Genomic DNA, 16,940 nt, shown 5'->3' with positions numbered 1-16,940 from the left:
TCCTGTGCAGGCGGTGGCGAGGGCAAATCGCCGCACACCATGCCTTTAGTCATGCATGAAAGCGGCGAGTGTTGGGTAGGATCAGGGGTTTAGCCCACGACGAGATCCGTACCGATGAAGCATCCCATCGCGCTGGCCCTGGCCATTGCCCTGTCCGGCTCCATGGCCGCCTGCACCGACGCCGGCAGCGACAAGAGCGAGTCCGCCGCGTCGCCGGCACAGACCGATACGCTGGCCGTCGATGCCGACGATCCGCTGTTCCGCGAGAGCCCGCTGCCGCTGCACTACCCGCCGTTCGACAAGATCAGGGACAGCGACTTCGCACCCGCCTTCGACCGCGGCATGGCCGAGCAGCTCACGGAAGTGCAGGCGATCGCCGGCAACGCCGAGGCGCCCACGTTCGACAACACCATCGTCGCGCTGGAGAAGTCCGGGCGGACCCTCACCCGCACCTCGATTGTGTTCTTCAGCCTGGTCGGGGTGGACATCAACGATGCGCGCAAGGCGCTGCAGGCCCAGTACGCACCGAAGCTGGCGGCGCACCGCGACGCGATTTCGTTGAACCCGCAGCTGTTCGCGCGCATCCAGCAGCTGTACGACACGCGCGACAGCCTGGGCCTGGATGCCGAGGGCGTGCGCCTGATCGAGCGCTACCACACCAACTTCGTGCGCGCCGGCGCCAACCTGTCCGACGCCGACAAGACGCACCTGAAGGAGATCAACGGCGAGCTGGCGAAGCTGGGCACCGCGTTCAGCCAGAACGTGCTGGCCGAGGTGAACGATTCCGCGGTGGTGGTCGACACCAAGGAAGAGCTGGCCGGCCTCACCGACGAGCAGATCGGCGCCGCCGCGGCCGCCGCGAAGGCGAAGGGCCTGGACGGCAAATACCTGATCGCGCTGCTCAACACCACCGGCCAGCCGCCGGAAGCGCAGCTGCAGAACCGTGCCTTGCGCCAGCGCCTGCACGAGGCGTCGGTCGCGCGCGGCAGCCGCGGCAACCAGTACGACAACACCGCGATCGTGTCGCAGGTGCTGAAGCTGCGCGCCGAGAAGGCGAACATGCTCGGCTATCCCACCTGGGCCGCCTACGTGCTGGCCGACGAGACGGCGAAAACGCCCGAGGCGGTCAACGCCATGCTGACCCGCCTGGCGCCGCCGGCGGTGGCGAACGCGAAGCGCGAGGGCGCGGCGATCCAGGCGATGATCGACAAGGAGCAGGCGGCGAAGGGCGAGCCGACGTTCGCGCTCGAACCATGGGACTGGGCCTACTACACCGAGAAGGTGCGCGCCGCGAAGTACGACTTCGACGAGAGCCAGCTCAAGCCGTACTTCGAGATGAAGAACGTGCTGGAGAACGGCGTGTTCTACGCCGCCGGCCAGCTCTACGGGCTCAGCTTCAAGCAGCGCATCGACCTGCCGGTCTACCACCCCGACGTGCTGGTGTACGACGTGTACAACGCCGACGGCAGCCAGCTGGCGATCTTCCTGGCCGACATGTACGCGCGGCCGTCCAAACGCGGCGGCGCGTGGATGAACGCCTACGTGCAGCAGTCGGGCCTCACCGGCAACCTGCCGGTGGTGGCCAACCACCTCAACATCACCAAACCGGCCAGCGGCCCGACCCTGCTGACCTGGGACGAGGTGACCACGATGTTCCACGAGTTCGGCCATGCGCTGCACGGCATGTTCTCGAACGTGCAGTACCCGTACTTCAGCGGCACCAGCGTGCCGCGCGACTTCGTGGAGTTCCCGTCGCAGGTCAACGAGATGTGGTCCGACTGGCCGAGCGTGCTGGCGAACTACGCCAGGCACTACCAGACCGGCGCGCCGATGCCGAAGGCGCTGCTGGACAAGGTGCTGGCCACCTCGAAGTTCAACCAGGGCTTCGCCACCACCGAGTACCTCGGCTCGGCGATGCTCGACCAGAGCTGGCACCAGCTCGGCGCGGACAGGATCCCCGAAGCGAACGGCGTGATGGCGTTCGAGGCCGCCGCGCTGAAGGCCAACGGCACCGACTACGCGCCGGTGCCGCCGCGCTACCGCACGCCGTACTTCAGCCACATCATGGGCGGCTACGCGGCCGGCTACTACGCCTACATCTGGTCGGAGGTGCTGGACGCGAACACGGTGGACTGGATCAAGGCCAACGGCGGCCTCACCCGCGCCAACGGCGACCGCTTCCGCGCCGCCCTGCTGTCGCGCGGCGGCAGCAAGGACGCGCTGCAGCTGTTCCGCGACTTCACCGGGCAGGAGCCGAAGATCAAGCCGCTGCTGAAGCGGCGAGGGCTGGATGGTGCGTTCGACTGAGCCGGTAGCGCCTGCTGGGAACGAAACCGCCCGGAGCGACCCGGGCGGTTTTTTTTGCGTGATGCCAGGCACAGGAGCAGGTGCCGATTCCCGTAGACTCCATCCAGGCGCAAGCATCAGCGCCGGTTGCCCGCCGCCAGGTCTTCGCCGGAAACGCACGATGCCCTTCACCCCGCTGCTTCGTCGTTTGCGTGCCTTGCCTTGCCGTGCTGGCACTGGCTGCTGCTGGGCGTGTGCTTCGTTGCCGGCGCCGCCACGGGAGCGGTCTCGCCGTCGCAGCTGCAGGGCACGTGGGAAGTGGTACAAGTCGCCGTGGACCGGCGGGACCAGCCGCACTGGGCCTGGTTCCCCGATGACCCGCGGCTGCTCGGCCGCCGCCTGGAGATCGGCGCGGCAAGCATCGCGCTCGACGACGACTCGCGCGCCTGCATGCAGCCGGCGCTGTCGGACCTCGCGCCGGGCAGGTTGCAGGATTTCATCGGCCAGCGTTTTCCGCGCCCTGCACGCTTCGACACGCCCACCGCACCGACCCTGCACGACTTTGGCCTCGACCTGCCGGATGCGGTGGTCACGCCGGTGCAGATCCGCTGCACACTTGGGGCCTCGCCGTGGAACGGCGCCTGGCTGGTGCCACTGCCGCCCGGACGGCTGCTGACCAACTACGACAACGGCGGCTACGTGCTGGTGCTGCAGCGGCGCGAGCCGGGCGAGGCGATCCGCGCCTCCTTCGCCTGCAACAAGGCGCACTCCGCCGTCGAACGGGCGATCTGCGCCTCGCCCACCCTGGCCGGCTACGACCGCAGCGTCGTCGCCGCCTACCGCCGCGCGCTGGGCCTGGCCGGCGACGACGCTGGCGCGGTAAAACAGGTGCAAATCGAATGGCTCAGGAGCCGCGACGCCTGCGGCGCGAATGCCGAATGCCTCAGCCAGGCCATGCGCGAGCGCGTCGAGCAGTTGATGCAGTAGTAGGCGGCGGCAAGGGGTGGCGGGTCCCGGCGTGTCGGCATGCGCTGGTGTGCGAGTGCCGGGATGCATGGGTGGCGAAACCGGAACGGACTGACTATCGCCACCAATTTGGAATGACCAGCCGGCGGAACTGAAGATCTTGTTGCGACGGGCCGCTGCCGGCCAGAAGCTGTCACTCGCCTTGCGGCCAAACGGGAAATGGCGGGGCACCGCCCCCGCTTTTTTGAGTAGCATCTTGGCTTAACCCGGCACCCAACAAACGGCTTTCCTTTATCCGGAATACTCTTTGACTGCTCACTTTTTAGGGTGCCATTGGACATGAATCAAATAGGGGCTCCTCCATCATCTATTGAGTCCGAGCGTGATGCCGACTCGGGTGCACGCTCCGCGCGGATGATCTGGGAGGATCAGCCGGGTGTCGATGATCTGATCGATCCGCGCACTCCCGAATTCGCCAACGCCGTGATCACGGGGTTGGCGAGCGCTTTAGCATCATCGCCCGGTGCCTTAAAAAAAATGATGCGCGGCGCGGCCGCTGCCGCCGAAGATTTGAACGTTGAGCCGTTTCAGGGGCTGACGGAAGTTATCCAAAACGCTGATGATTTACGCGCCTCGGAAGTGCGTTTCGCCTTCCGCGACACGGATGTCGGCCGCGAGCTCTTGATCGTGCATGATGGCCAGCCAGTAGCGTGCCAGCACGTGCTGGGCATGGCGCTGCCGTTCGTGACGACGAAGACTCACAGAACGGATCAGCGAGGGCGGTTTGGCATTGGCCTGAAGACGCTCAAGCGCATCGCGGTTGATCTCGCGATCCATTCGGCGCCTTATCATTTTTCCGGGGATCAACTTTCGGTCCAACTTGTGCGAGCGGAAGGACCACTGCCCGGTTTCTACGATCCCGCGACCGACACGATGATCATCCTCCGCCTGAAACCAGATTTCAGCGAGGAGGGGCTGAAGGCTTGGTTAGCGGAGTGGGAGGACGACGGCCTTATCTTCCTGAGCTGGGTCTCGAGCTTCCGCTGGTGTGATCTAACCGGCGCTACCCTCGAGGGCCGCACCCTGAGCTTCGGCGCGTGGGAAAACGTTGCCCTGGTTGGAGGTCGCGCCCGCATCACGGCGCTATCGAGGCGCGAAATCCAGAGCGCGTCGGCTTCGTGGACCGTGTGGAGCGCGACCTTGCCGGTGCCCGGTCATCTGCATCCGGCTCATAAGGCGCGCGCCGAGGAAACGCGAATTTCCATCGCCGTGCCGAGCGCGGCGGGCGCGGGAAGTCTGTACATCGGATTCAAGACGCGGATCCCGCTGGATTTGCCATTCTCGCTCGACGCGCAATTCGATCCCAGCACCACGCGCGAGGTCTTGATCGAAAGCACATGGAACAACTGGCTCATCGAGCGATGCGGCGATGTGCTTGGCGAGATCGCGCATGGCCGTATGCTGGAGGCGCCCGAGGACGCCTGGCGCTTCGTGCCGGTCGCTGCTGAGTATGTCGGCAACGAAGGGGACCGCTGGCTGCGTGATGGCTTCGCGAAATCATTCGAGACCGCGCGCGATTGGATTGGGGAGCATGCGGCGATTCTGATTGGCGGCGCGCCGGTGGCTTTGTCGGACATCGCCTATGAATACGCCGACCTAAGCGATCTTCTGACCCCGGCCGATATCGAAGCGCTGGCCGAAGGATCGCGGGCGCTGTCGCGCGATGTTCGCGATGCTGGCGGCAGGTGGCGCACAGTGCTCGATCAAATAGGAGTCTGCGCCACTGTAGGAACCACTGAACTCCTTGAGGGCTTCAGGCAATCGCTGTTTCAACCGAAGGGACCAAGCTGGTGGGTGAAAGCCGCGCGCGTGTTGGTGGAAATCCACGCCGATGAGGAACTATTCGATGTGCCGTTCTGGCTGACTGATGAAAGCCGCGCCGTGGTATGCAAGCGCGGAGGCACAACTGCCAAGCCGCTCGTTCTCGGCGGAGAGTTTTCATTGTTTTCGCTACGCTGGAATCTGCTCGATCGCCTGCATGCGGCATACGGTATCGAGGAGGATGGCGATGTCGCGATTAAGTGGCTGGATGAACACGCGGCGTTCCAGACAAGCGTCGATACAGCGACAGAACTCGCGGCCTTCGCCGAGCGGTTCGCGGCCACGCCGCTAGAGATCGCAGACGCGGAATTGCGCGAGCTTCGCGATCGCTTCGATGATCTGAGGGACCATCGCGCGGGTGAGATCGGCCATGCCGTAGGCGCGGCGCTCATGGTGGATGGCTTCGTTTATAAGAATGGCAAGATGCACCGACAGAAGGTGCGTCCGACGGAAGCCTATCTGTGCAAGACGTTGGACAGTGACTTCCCCAACTGGCCCACGGCAGCCGAGAATATACCGGGCATTCATTGGATTTCCGCGGGGTACGATGAGAAGCTGAAGACGGGCGCCACGCGCGCGCACCGTAAGCGCGCGGATGGGACCACTTCGCGGGGGCCACGCAAGTTTTTCGCCCTGCTTGGCGTGGAAAACGCACCGCGACTGAAGCAAACCGGGTTGGTACTTTGGGGTGGCGCGACGCGGACCCGGGAACTTCGCGCGGCGCAGGCCGAGCAAGTGCCAGCTGATTGGATTAGTCCCGATCTCGATCGCGTCCTGGCCACATTCCCCAAGCTCTCCAAGAAGGAACTACGCGAGAGAAGTCCCGCTCTGTTCAAGGCCATCGGGCGTGCCTGGGAGCGGTCTTACGCAAGTCGCAAGATGGTGGCCTCTCAGCACGAGGCGCGCGTCTACGTTTACGCGAAGGCGCCTGTCACAGCGCAATGGCTGATTCAATTGCGTGAGACGCCGTGGATGGCGATCGGCAAGGGCGAGTTGGTGACGCCGAACGAAGCTGTGGTGAAGACTCAAGAGACTCAAACGCTCTACGCCAGCACCGCCTTCGCGGTCGGCATCGACCTCGGCGATTTTAGCGCGGACTTCGCCGCGACGGTTGGGTTGGTCACCTCGGTTCAAGTCAGCGATCTCGTCAAGCTGCTGCGCGACACGCGCGATGGGGTCAAAGACATCGATGACGCGCAAGTCATGGCGATCTATCGCAACATCGCAAAATACGTACCCAGTGCGGCCGTGTGGAACACCCGCATCGGCGACATAACCGTCCAGGAGTTGCGCAGGTTTTTCTCGGAGAACCAAGGTCTTATCCACGTCGGCGGCGATGTTTGGCGAAGGCCAAGCGAACTCATGCGCGGCAAGGACATCTTTCATGACCGCTCGCGCTTCGTGCCGGGCGGGCCGGCCTTGGCGAGCCTCTGGTCAGCCTTAGATGTGCGCGAGCCTACGCTCGATGACTGCCTTACATTCCTGAAGTCGCTGGGGGGGCAAGCGTACGACGTGGGGGTCACGTCACGCCTGATCGACGTATATCGCTATATGGAAGCCCTTTTGGCCAATGCTGAGCGGCGTCACCGCGAGCGCATGAAAACCCTGCCATTGTATTGCGGAGATTGTTGGGAATCCGAGCGGCCCATCTTCCTGGTCGAGGAATCCGAACTTAGATCGCAATTGGCGAATGCGTTGCCCGCCAAGAAGTTCTGGACGCCGCCTTGCGACCTTCGTGAGCTGCCGTCGTTCGTGGCTTTCACAGGCGTGACGCGGAGCGAGCCCACTTTGATCGTCGTGGATGATCGTGGGACGGCCCAGGATCGTGGCGATGGCAAGCGCGCTCACTTCCGGCAGGCGGTCGATCACCTCTCAGATGAACTAGCGCGCAACGATCCAGAGGTGCGCCAGCGCATGGCGATTGGCTGGGATGTGCTGCGAGAGATTCCGTTGTTGGTCCACGCCGGTCCGATCGCGGTTCTGGCGAGGGACGACGAATTGTCGGCGGCGAAAATTCCGATCCAGCTTCAGGCGTTGATCGTGCGCGATCCGCTCGAATTGCATGTCTGGGACGAAGCTCTGCCCAAGCGCGAATACGGTGGGCACGCGATCGCGTCATTGTTCCCGCATGCCTCGCGCCGCGGCATGGAGGCCGAATGGGTGGTGGCCTGGCAGGACGCGCGCGATACTGCGTCCGATGGCATCCGGCTCGCATCGGACGAGGAACACGCCGAGGCGATGGAAGACCGGGCCGCCAGGATTAACGCCGCACTGAAAAAGAAAATCTCAGTGAGCACACCCGGTGGGAAAGGCCCCGCCGTGAAGCCCCGAACCCTTAAGAACAGCGTTGGTCCCATTCTTGGCGCTACGCTGGTGTCGGGCAGCGATCCGAAGACAGCGCCACCACTAGCAAAACCGAAGCTGCACGACACGCCGCCACCGACAAAGCCATCGTATCCTGGATCGCGTACTGCACCGACGGCCTACACCGACCGCGATCTGGAACAACGCGGCTGGGAGTTGCTAAGCCAAGTGTTGGAAACCTCGGCGGAGGAACTGCTGGTTGACTTCCGCAATCGGCATGGCGTAGGTGCTGATGGTGCAATCGATTGGAAGACATTCGTTGAGATGAAAGCGACCGGCCGCGCGCCACAGGGTTCGATCGAAATGTCCAACGCCGAATACGAGCGCGCCAAGGAGCGCGGCAACGATTTCATCCTGGCTTTGGTCAGCGGCCTTGAAGATGGCTATCAGGACGAGGTGAGGTTGATATTCGATCCCGCTAACCGCGCGACCGTCCGCCCATTAAATGGCGTAAAGCTAGTCGCTTTGACAGACGCGCCCCTGGTGCTGATCTCGTTTGGGAACTCATCGGAGGAATGATCCGGCCACTTGCTCCATCGTTCGACGTCAGAGCCAGCCGACTTGGTCATGCTGTAAGTCCGCTTTGGGTCGGTAGCCGCCGTCGATCTAGAAATAATCAGTATGGCAGCGTGCTGGTCAGAATCTTCCGGGGCCGGCGATCCATCCTGTCGGCATGCGCTAGAGTCGATCGGCACCTGCCCCCGAGCCTGCTCCCTGTCCATGTCCGATCCTGTCGTTCCGGAGCCACGCCGCGCCCGCCCCGTATGCTGGCTGCTGTTCGCGCTCGGCGCGGTGTCGCTGGTGCTGGGTGTGGTCGGTACGGTGCTGCCTTTGCTGCCGACGGTGCCGTTCCTGCTGCTGACCGCTGCCTGCTGGTCGCGTGCGTCGCCGCGCTGGCATCGCTGGCTGCTGGCACGGCCGCGGCTGGGGCCGGCGATTGTGCGTTGGGAGCGCGAGCGCACGATCCCGCGGCGGGCCAAGTTCAGCGCGGTCGCGCTGATCGTGTTGTCGATGACCACGTCGATCTGGCTGCTGCACGATCACGCCTGGCTGCCGTGGGCGCTGGCGGGTGCGGCGGTGCCGGTGATCGTGTTCATCCTGCGCCTGCGGGAAACGCGCGACGGCGCGTGAGCATGCAGCGTCCGGCGTGGCCGCGCGCTGCGATGACGACGGTCGGCTGAAGCGGCGACTCAGTGCGCCGGGCCGTGCTGCGGCCAGTGCAGTTCGGCGACTACCGGAAAATGATCGGACGGATAGTGCCCGTCCTGGTGCGTGGTGATCGTGCGCAGTGCCGTGGCGTGCAGGCCGCGGTAGAGGATCCAGTCGATGCGCCGGTCCGGCGTGCCGGTGAAATCGTGGAAGGTGGCTTCCGGGCCACTGTGGGTGTCGGCAGCGAGCCTTGCGTCCTGCAGCAGCCCGGTGAGCAGAGTATGGGCAGGGCTGGCCGGGGTGGTGTTGAAGTCGCCGGTCAGCACGATCGGCAGGTTTGCGGGTACGGCTTGGAGGCGATGAAGGATTTCCTGCGCCGCGCGGGTGCGTGCCGGTTCGTCCTGGTCGCGGTAGGGGAAGTGTGTGTTGGCGTAGTAGAAGCGCTGGCTGCCGGCCTTCAGCTCGAAGATCGCCCAGGTCACCATGCGTGGGAACGGATGGCCCCAGCTGATGCTACCGGGCACGTCCGGCGTGTCGGACAGCCAGTAGTCGCCGGACTCCACCAGCTTGAGCCGGTCGGTGCGGTAAAGCACGCCCATGTGCTCGTCGCCGTCGTCGCCGCGGCGGCCGCGCCCGAACCAGGCGTAGTGCGTGAGCTTGCTGACCAGATAGTCGCCCTGCAGCTTGTACAGCTCCTGTGTGCCGATCAGGTCGGGCGCCTGTTCGCGGATGGTGCGCACCATCAGGTCGCGGCGCAGCTCCCAGCGGTTCGCGCCGTCGTCGGGGCTGGGCAGGCGCACGTTGAAGCTCATCACGCGCAGCGTCTGCGCCGCGGCCGGCGGCAACGGGAGCGACAGCATGACCACGGCGAGCAGCAGCGGGATGAGGCGCATGGCGGTTCCTTCGAACGCATCGGCATGGGAGGGCGTCGCTAGCATAACGGTGCCAGCGGCGTGATGATGCAGGCCACGCCCCTTCCCCGGACGCAAGATCATGTCGATGAAACCGCTGTCCCGAATCTTCCTGTTGCTCGCGTCGTTGGTCTTCGTCACCGCGGCGCCCGCAAAGCAGGCGCCCGATGCGCAGAAGACCGAGGCCTATATCGACCACGCGTGGACCACGCTGACGCGCTCGATGGAAGACTGCTCGGCCCTGCGCGATCCCAAGGTGGGCACGCAGCCGGTGCTGTACCTGCCGGCGAACCTGCCGACACCGCCGGGTCTGGCCGCGGTGAAACAGCGCTGCAACGTCGACGTGCACGTGCTGCCGCGGGCGATCGACCAGCTCGGCGACATCGCGTCGACCTCGCTGCCGCGGCAGGGCCTGCTCTATCTGCCGCATCCGTACGTGGTGCCGGGTGGCTTCTTCAACGAGATGTACGGCTGGGACAGCTACTTCATCGTGCTCGGCCTGGTCGCCGACCACCGCGAGGCGCTGGCGCGCGACATGGTCGAGAACGCGCTGTTCGAGGTGCAGTACTACGGCGCGGTGCTCAACGCGAACCGCACCTATTACCTCAGCCGTTCGCAGCCGCCGTTTCTGAGCTCGATGATCCGTGCCGTGCTGGACGACCCGGACAGCTTCCAGAGCAAGGCCGAAGCGCATGCATGGCTCGAACACGCGTATCCGCTCGCCGTGCGCGACTACTCCACCTGGACGCGCAAGGAGCACCAGGCCGGCGACACTGGCCTGGCGCGCTACTACGACTACGGCGGCGCCGCGCCGGTGCTGGAGATGCGCGACAGCAGCTACCTGCGCGGCGTGATCGACTGGCTGCTCGCGCACCCGTCGGAGGATCCCGGCTACCTGGTCAAGGCCGCCGAGCATCCGGATGCGGCCGAAGCCGCGCGACTGAAGACCGCCAGCTGCGACGTCGAGGCTTCGAAGGTCTGCGCCGGCGCCTGGTCGCAAGGCTATCGTCTGAGCGCCGACTTCTACCTCGGCGACCGCGCGATGCGCGAGTCGGGTTTCGACACCAGCTTCCGCGTGGGTCCGTTCAGCGGCTCCACCCATCACTACGCGCCGGTCGATCTGAACAGCCTGCTGTACCGCTACGAGCGCGACCTGCACGACTTCGCCGTGCAGCTGGGGAACGCGGCGGATGCGGCACGCTGGAACGATGCCGCCGCGGCACGGCGCGCGGCGATCGACAAGTACCTGTGGCGTGCCGACCAGGGCATGTATATGGATTACGACTTCGTGCGCGGCAAGCCGTCCGACTATCACTTCGTCGCCACCTTCTATCCGCTGTGGGCCGGCGCGGCATCGCAGGCGCAGGCCGAATCGCTGCGCGGCAAACTTGGCATCTTCGAGCGCAAGGGCGGCCTGCAGACCAGCGACCACGCCAGCGGCGCGCAGTGGGATGCGCCGTTCGGCTGGGCGCCGACCAACTGGCTGGGGGTGGCCGGGCTGGACGCCTACGGCTTCCACGACGACGCCCGCCGCATCGCGCACGAATTCACCGCCACCATCGACCGCAGCCTCGCCCACGACGGCACCATCCGCGAGAAATACAACATGGCCAGCGGCAATGCCGACGTGAAGATCAGCGCCGGCTACACCGCCAACGTGATCGGCTTCGGCTGGAGCAACGGCGTGTACCTGAAGATGCGGGCGCTGTTGCGCGAGTCCCCCGGCGAGCGCTAGGGAAGCCCTGATTTTGCTCGTCATTCGTGCGAAGGCAGGAAGCGCTTTTCAACAGACGAAGGTCTGGTCATCCAGCGCCCTTGCGTTCAGCAGTTTGGAGGCGCTGGATCCCAGCTTGACCAGCCTCCGGCTGTTGAAAGGCGCCTCGCTGGATGACGAGCGAAATCAGCGCTTCCCTGAAGGGGCGGTGGGCACGGCGGCTTCGGGCATAATCGCCGTGGCAGGGGACAGGGGGATACGCATCGCAGCTTCGGCAGTCCACCGGCTCGACCATCGGGCCGCGGCCGTGCATGCGTCGCCCGTGTCGCCGTGCCGGTAGCGGCGGGCAACCGCCTTGCGTCGTCCATTCACAGGGGAAAGGGAATGAACACCTACAATCCGTACGAGGCGCCGAAGGCCGACATCGCGGCGCCGCCGGCGAGCGACGCCGGCATCGGGCAGGTGGCCAGCGCGCAGAAGCTGATCATCTATTCGATCCTCGCCTATTTCGCGGGCGCCGCCGCGCGGGTCTGGCTCGGTCCGGTCGGTGTGCTGGTGGTATTGGCTGCGGCGCTGATGGGGCTGATCGGCACCTTCCGCCTGTGCTCGGGGTTGGGCTATTCGATGCTAGTGCGGGTGATCCTGATCGTGCTGATGTTCGTGCCGCTGATCAGCCTGATCGTGCTGCTGGTGCTGAACGCGAAGGCGACCGCCAGGCTGCGCGCGGCCGGTTATCACGTGGGGCTGCTGGGGGCGACGCGCTGAAGGCGCCGCGTCGGCGTGCATGCCGCCGGCGCGGCTTCAGGGGGCGGCGAGTCTGGCGGTCATGGCGCGTCCGACGCCACACTTGAGGTAGGGCGAGCTGCCCAGCCAGCGCGCATCGGGGTAGTAGGAGAACACGTATTGGCCGCCCTTGAGCGCGTCGATCAGCGGCCGCGCGATCGCGTTGCGCACCGCCGGGCAGCCGTAGCTGCGGCCGATGCGACCCTGCTGGCGGGCGATGGCCGAATTGACGTAGGCCGCACCGTGGATCACCAGCGCGCGCTCCAGCGCATGATCGTTGGTGCCCGGTTCGAGGCCTTCCATGCGCAGCGAGTAACCGTTGTGGCCGTCATAGGTGCCCAGCGTGCGGAACAGGCCCAGGCTCGATTGCAGGCTCTCCGGCCGGTTCGAGAAGGCCGTCGCCAGGTTCTCGCCGGTGTTGCGTCCGTGCGCCACCAGCTCGTGGTACAGCAGCTTGCGCTTGGCCAGGTCGAACACCCACAGTCGCGGCTCGGTGGAGGGTTTCGAATAGTCGATCACCGCCAGCCGGTCGGTAGGCGGCTGGCCCTGCGCGGTGGCGCATTCGGTGGCGGCCAGCGCCAGAGCGATCACCTTCGGGTTCGCGTGCGGCGCGAGCTTGCTGAGCGCGTCCTGCAACGACGGTTCCGCGGCATGCGCCGTGGCGAAACCGCTGCCGAGAAGCAGCATCAGGACGGCGGCGGGGCGTGGAAATCGGCTCATCGAAACGGCAGGGCTGGGATCGGCTCGGGCATGCGGTGGTCGATCCTAGCAGCCCCTCGTTAAGAACCCGTCGCGCGCGGCCGGCGCTTGCGCCGACCGGCAGCTGTGCTATGACAGGCGGCATCCCCTGCGCAGGATCGTGCCGTGCCGCCAAAAATCCCCCGTGCCGTTCGCGTCATCATCCTGCTGGGCCTGCTGCTGGGAGTGGCCGCGCAGGCGCAGCAGCCCGACGTCCGGCAGGCCGCGGGCGAGCAGCCGCTGAGCCCGGTGGCCGAGCAGATCCGCGAGCGGGTCGAACAGTGGCGCGGCGCGCATGCCGACGCCGATGCCGTCGGGACGCCCGGCGGCGCGGTGGCGGTGTTCTACGAGCAAAACCGTTTCGCGCCGGCGTGGACGCGCCCGGACGACCTCGATCAGCTGCTGGCCGCGCTGCGCGATGTGGCCACGGACGGCCTCGACCCGCAGGACTATGCGCTGGACGAGCTGCAGCGCGGGCGCGCCGTGCTCGTCGACCCGCGCGCCACGCCGCAGCAGCGCGCGCAGTTCGACCTGCTGGCCACCGATGCCTGCCTTGGCGCGCTGCTGCATCTGTATCGCGGCAAGGTCGATCCGGCCACGCTGGACACCCACTGGAACTTCGATCCGCGCCAGCTCGACCAGGCACGGGGCCTCAAGGCGGTGCGCGATGCGCTGGCGCAAGGTACGGTCGGCGAGTTGTTCGCGCGGGCGCGGCCGCAGCATCCGCTGTACGGCCAGCTGCGCACTGCGCTGGCGAAGCTGCGCGAGGTGGCGGCGCAGGGCGGCTGGCCCGCGATTGCGGACGGCGCCACGCTGAAGCCGGGCACGCACGATGCGCGCGTGCCGGCACTGCGCCAGCGGCTGCAGTTGGTCGGCTATGCGGTGGGTGCGGGCGTGGACGACCTGTACGACCCGACGCTGGAGGCCGCCTTGAAACAATTCCAGCGCGAACAGTACCTGACGCCCGACGGCCACCTGGGCAAGGCCACCCTGGCGGCGCTGAATGTGCCGGTCGCGGCGCGGATCGACCAGCTGCGCGTGAACCTGGAGCGCGCGCGCTGGCTGCTGTACCAGCTGCAGGGCGATTTCGTGGTGGTCGACATCGCCGGCTACCAGGTCGCCTACTACAAGGACGGCAAGCCGGTGTGGCGCTCGCGCGTGCAGGTGGGCAAGCCGTACCGCAGCACGCCGGTGTTCAAGTCGAAGATCACCTACCTCACGCTCAACCCGACCTGGACGGTGCCGCCGACCATCCTGAAGAACGACATCCTGCCGAAGGTGCGCAAGAACCGCGGCTACCTTGCCGCCAACCGCATCCGGGTGCTGGACAATCAGGGCCGCGAGCTGTCGCCCTCCAGCGTGGACTGGGCCAACCCGCGCGGCATCGTGCTGCGCCAGGACGCCGGCCCGGGCAATTCGCTGGGCAGGCTGGTGATTCGCTTCCCGAACGACTACGCGGTATACATGCACGACACCCCGCACCAGGAGCTGTTCGCCAACGAGCGGCGCACCTTCAGCTCCGGCTGCATCCGGGTGGAACGTCCACGCGAGCTGGCCGAGCTGCTGCTGGATGATCAGCAGCGCTGGGACCGCGCGAGCATCGACGGCGCGATCGACACACTGAAGACGCAGACCGTGATGTTGCGCAAGCCGGTGACCCTGCTGCTGGCGTACTGGACGGTGGACCTGCGCGAGGACGGCCGGGTCGGCTTCCGTCCCGACGTGTACGACCGCGACCCGCCGCTGCTTGCCGCGCTGGAGCGTCCGCGCGTGTCGCCGTGGCTGCCGGTGGTTGCGACGCCGCCGTGAGGGACCCCCGAAAATCCGGTTTTGTTCGTCATCCCGGCTTGCGCCTGCTGTCCGGAATATTTTCAGAAGCGCGCTCGCCGCGCGCCGCGGCCCGCTGAGGGGTCTTTCCCATGGTCACTGCCCACAGTGTCGAGGCTCCGACAATCCCCCCACTGTCATTCCGGCGAAGGCCGGAATCGCACTTGAACGACAAAGAGAGCCATCACGCGTGAGTCGCCAACCAGAGGTCATGGCCAACACGATGCACCTCTTCACGATTGAAGTGCGATTCCGGCCTTCGCCGGAATGACGAGGGGGGTGGACATTTCGAGTCGAGGCGGCGCTCCATGAAGCAAAAAAAGGCCGCGCCAGGTGCGGAACTGGCGCGGCCAGGGTTGGAACCGATCCACTGCCAATGCACCGGTGCCGGCGGCGGAGCGCTCCGCGCCGGCCCGCGCAGCATGCCGGGCGCGCGTCTCACCGACTGGGATGGCCCTGATCCCGGTCAGGGCGCCCGGGCGGGGCGCCGGTCACCATCGCCGCCGGCGGATAGGCCGCCCTCAACCCTGGAGACCGTACCGATGCTGTTTCAAGTGAAGGATCTTGCCGGCGCCACCGGCGCCATCGCCGCCATCCTGCGTGCCCATGACGCCACCGCGAAGGTCACCGCGGATGCCGTCGCCGGACAGATCGACGTATCGGCACAGCTGACCTCCGGCCAGGTCATCACCGCACTGCAGGAGGCGGGCTATGAGGCCGCACGCGTGTCCGAGCCGCGGCAGATCCACGTCAGCGGCGGCAGCACCTGCTGCGGCAGCTGCTCATGATGCGTTGACGTCGTCGTCCGTGCCGCGTGGCCGCGCCGAACGCGGCTTGCGCGGCCCCGGCGCGGAGCGGCGGCCCTGCGCCGCGTCGATGGTGTCGATCCAGCCCGCGCGTGCCTGCGGGAACGCGTCCGCGTAGGGCACATACGGCTTGATGTCGAGGATCGGCGTGCCATCGAGCAGGTCCACCCCGCGCACGCGCAGCGCGCCTTCCTCCACCGCCACCAGTTCCACCGCGGACAGCCCGATCGCATTGGGCCGGTGCGGCGAGCGCGTGGCCAGCACGCTGCGCTTGCCGCCGCCGCGCGGCGGACGCACCTCGGCCTTCCAGCCCTCGCTGCGATGGAAGGCGAACAGCAGCCAGATGCGCTCGAAGCCGGCGAGGTCGCGGAACGCCGCCGCGGGGAAGCCGGCCACGAACTCGACCACCGCTTCGGCCGCCGCCCCCGTCTCGGTGCCGGCCACCACGGTGGGCTGGTGCGGCGCGTCGATACGCTGCGCATACGGCGAGCGCACGAAGGCGATCGGATGGCAGGACAGGGCGTGCAAGCTATCGGGCGCGGTGCTCATTGCGGCATTATCGCTCCTTCGCCCCGCATCCCCGCCGAGGACGCCATGAAGTTTCTCGTGATGATCTACTGCGACGACGCCTTGCTGGACGCGCTGCCCGAAGGCGAGTTCGACACCTTGATGCACGGTTGCTTCGCCAAGGCCGACGCCTTGCGCGCGAACGGGCAACTGCACGACTCGCAACAGCTGGAAGCGCCGGCGACGGCGCGCACCGTGCGCGTGCGCAACGGCGCCACCAGCGTGGTCGATGGCCCGTACGCCGAGACCAAGGAATACCTGGGCGGCTTCAACCTGATCGAGGCTGCCGACATGGACGAGGCGGTGCGCATCGCCTCGACCTTCCCGTGGTCGCGTACCGGTGCGATCGAGGTTCGCCCGATCCGCGACATGGATGCGGTGCGGCGGCAGGTTGGCGCCTGACATGCGCGACGACGACGATTTCGAGGATGACCGCGACTTCGACGACGAGGACGACTCGGTCGAGGCGAAGGTGTGGCAGCTGCTGCTGCTGATCAATCCCGGCGACGAGGAGACCGCGCTGCAGCAGTTCGGCGAATACCGCGAGGCGCTCGCCGAAGACGGCGACGCCGAGCCGGTGGCGCTGATCGCGCGGGTGATCGACTGGCGCTCGGGCTTCATGGTCGCCGAGGACGACGTGCGCTCGCTGGTGCAGGCGCTGGACGAACTGGCCGCGCGCTGGAACCTGTCGATCGACTGGGGCGGCGACCCGGGCGACGACGACTATTTCGACGATGCCGATGCCGGCAGCCTGCTCGGCATCGCCTACGATCGCCTGGCCGAATCCGGCTACACCTTGTGGACGTGGGAAACCGACGACGATTCGTACGCCGGCTGGATCACCCTGACCCGCGACAACGAACCAATGCGCGAACTGGCCGCGGCGTTGCACATCAATTTGCGCCTGGGTAGCGATTTCGGCTGAGCCGCGCGAGACGAGGGAGGCAG

The 16,940-nt window shown here is 66.4% G+C and carries 13 protein-coding genes; 10 read left to right on the top strand and 3 right to left on the bottom strand.

Going from position 1 to position 16,940, the window contains the following annotated elements; all coding sequences use genetic code 11:
• Positions 1-114 precede the first annotated feature (114 nt).
• From LRK53_RS17555 to LRK53_RS17540, 4 genes are all read left to right on the top strand, one after another.
• On the top strand, positions 115-2,307 hold the full coding sequence (locus LRK53_RS17555; protein WP_027493351.1) for a M3 family metallopeptidase: 2,193 nt from the start codon (positions 115-117) through the stop codon (positions 2,305-2,307).
• Positions 2,308-2,508: 201 nt separating this feature from the next.
• A complete protein-coding gene (locus tag LRK53_RS17550; RefSeq protein ID WP_027493352.1) occupies positions 2,509-3,273 on the top strand; it encodes a lysozyme inhibitor LprI family protein in 765 nt (254 codons plus the stop codon).
• Positions 3,274-3,666: 393 nt separating this feature from the next.
• Positions 3,667-8,016, top strand: coding sequence for a sacsin N-terminal ATP-binding-like domain-containing protein (locus LRK53_RS17545; protein ID WP_027493353.1), 4,350 nt, complete (start codon positions 3,667-3,669; stop codon positions 8,014-8,016).
• Positions 8,017-8,217: 201 nt separating this feature from the next.
• On the top strand, positions 8,218-8,628 hold the full coding sequence (locus tag LRK53_RS17540) for a YbaN family protein (RefSeq protein ID WP_051257614.1): 411 nt from the start codon (positions 8,218-8,220) through the stop codon (positions 8,626-8,628).
• A 59-nt stretch (positions 8,629-8,687) separates the two neighbouring features.
• Here the strand turns inward: LRK53_RS17540 and LRK53_RS17535 are convergent, their stop codons facing one another.
• Positions 8,688-9,539: an endonuclease/exonuclease/phosphatase family protein gene (locus LRK53_RS17535; protein ID WP_027493355.1), complete on the bottom strand. Its 852-nt coding sequence runs from the start codon at positions 9,537-9,539 to the stop codon at positions 8,688-8,690.
• A 106-nt stretch (positions 9,540-9,645) separates the two neighbouring features.
• Between LRK53_RS17535 and LRK53_RS17530 the strand changes: the two genes are divergently transcribed.
• Positions 9,646-11,292, top strand: coding sequence for an alpha,alpha-trehalase (locus tag LRK53_RS17530; RefSeq protein WP_235642413.1), 1,647 nt, complete (start codon positions 9,646-9,648; stop codon positions 11,290-11,292).
• A gap of 363 nt (positions 11,293-11,655) precedes the next feature.
• Positions 11,656-12,036, top strand: a complete 381-nt coding sequence (locus LRK53_RS17525) for a hypothetical protein (protein ID WP_027493357.1) — start codon at positions 11,656-11,658, stop codon at positions 12,034-12,036.
• Between the two features lie 36 nt (positions 12,037-12,072).
• On the opposite strand, the gene LRK53_RS17520 is transcribed toward LRK53_RS17525, so the two are convergent.
• Positions 12,073-12,774 carry a murein L,D-transpeptidase catalytic domain family protein gene (locus LRK53_RS17520; protein ID WP_027493358.1) on the bottom strand — a complete coding sequence of 234 codons (702 nt, stop codon included), beginning with the start codon at positions 12,772-12,774 and terminating at the stop codon, positions 12,073-12,075.
• 144 nt (positions 12,775-12,918) lie between these two features.
• Between LRK53_RS17520 and LRK53_RS17515 the strand changes: the two genes are divergently transcribed.
• Both LRK53_RS17515 and LRK53_RS17510 read left to right on the top strand, forming a co-directional pair.
• Positions 12,919-14,601, top strand: a complete 1,683-nt coding sequence (locus LRK53_RS17515) for a L,D-transpeptidase family protein (RefSeq protein ID WP_235642412.1) — start codon at positions 12,919-12,921, stop codon at positions 14,599-14,601.
• A 560-nt stretch (positions 14,602-15,161) separates the two neighbouring features.
• Complete coding sequence (locus tag LRK53_RS17510; RefSeq protein WP_027493360.1) at positions 15,162-15,407, top strand: hypothetical protein; 246 nt, start codon at positions 15,162-15,164, stop codon at positions 15,405-15,407.
• On the opposite strand, the gene tsaA is transcribed toward LRK53_RS17510, so the two are convergent.
• Positions 15,402-15,974 (bottom strand): tRNA (N6-threonylcarbamoyladenosine(37)-N6)-methyltransferase TrmO, encoded by a 573-nt coding sequence (tsaA, locus tag LRK53_RS17505; RefSeq protein ID WP_027493361.1) that lies wholly within the window; start codon positions 15,972-15,974, stop codon positions 15,402-15,404. The two genes, LRK53_RS17510 and tsaA, sit on opposite strands and share 6 nt — an antisense overlap.
• Positions 15,975-16,019: 45 nt before the next feature.
• On the opposite strand from tsaA, the gene LRK53_RS17500 reads away from it, so the two are divergent.
• Both LRK53_RS17500 and LRK53_RS17495 read left to right on the top strand, forming a co-directional pair.
• A complete protein-coding gene (locus LRK53_RS17500; protein ID WP_027493362.1) occupies positions 16,020-16,394 on the top strand; it encodes a YciI family protein in 375 nt (124 codons plus the stop codon).
• Position 16,395: 1 nt separating this feature from the next.
• The gene (locus LRK53_RS17495; RefSeq protein WP_027493363.1) at positions 16,396-16,917 is read left to right on the top strand and encodes a DUF6630 family protein; all 522 of its coding nucleotides are present in this window, start codon (positions 16,396-16,398) and stop codon (positions 16,915-16,917) included.
• The last annotated feature ends 23 nt before the right edge of the window (positions 16,918-16,940 follow it).

The organism is Rhodanobacter thiooxydans, from assembly GCF_021545845.1.
GTDB lineage: Bacteria > Pseudomonadota > Gammaproteobacteria > Xanthomonadales > Rhodanobacteraceae > Rhodanobacter.
Note: the sequence above shows the minus strand (reverse complement) of the source record. Positions and strands in the feature narration are given on the sequence as shown.

Excerpts from the sequence above, each read along its gene's own strand:
- LRK53_RS17545 (WP_027493353.1), top strand. The coding sequence starts at position 3,667 with ATGATCTGGGAGGATCAGCCGGGTGTCGATGATCTGATCGATCCGCGC.
- LRK53_RS17555 (WP_027493351.1), top strand. The coding sequence starts at position 115 with ATGAAGCATCCCATCGCGCTGGCCCTGGCCATTGCCCTGTCCGGCTCC.
- LRK53_RS17540 (WP_051257614.1), top strand. The coding sequence starts at position 8,218 with ATGTCCGATCCTGTCGTTCCGGAGCCACGCCGCGCCCGCCCCGTATGC.
- LRK53_RS17525 (WP_027493357.1), top strand. The coding sequence starts at position 11,656 with ATGAACACCTACAATCCGTACGAGGCGCCGAAGGCCGACATCGCGGCG.
- LRK53_RS17535 (WP_027493355.1), bottom strand. The coding sequence starts at position 9,539 with ATGCGCCTCATCCCGCTGCTGCTCGCCGTGGTCATGCTGTCGCTCCCG.
- LRK53_RS17495 (WP_027493363.1), top strand. The coding sequence starts at position 16,396 with ATGCGCGACGACGACGATTTCGAGGATGACCGCGACTTCGACGACGAG.
- LRK53_RS17510 (WP_027493360.1), top strand. The coding sequence starts at position 15,162 with ATGCTGTTTCAAGTGAAGGATCTTGCCGGCGCCACCGGCGCCATCGCC.
- LRK53_RS17500 (WP_027493362.1), top strand. The coding sequence starts at position 16,020 with ATGAAGTTTCTCGTGATGATCTACTGCGACGACGCCTTGCTGGACGCG.
- LRK53_RS17520 (WP_027493358.1), bottom strand. The coding sequence starts at position 12,774 with ATGAGCCGATTTCCACGCCCCGCCGCCGTCCTGATGCTGCTTCTCGGC.
- LRK53_RS17530 (WP_235642413.1), top strand. The coding sequence starts at position 9,646 with ATGAAACCGCTGTCCCGAATCTTCCTGTTGCTCGCGTCGTTGGTCTTC.
- tsaA (WP_027493361.1), bottom strand. The coding sequence starts at position 15,974 with ATGAGCACCGCGCCCGATAGCTTGCACGCCCTGTCCTGCCATCCGATC.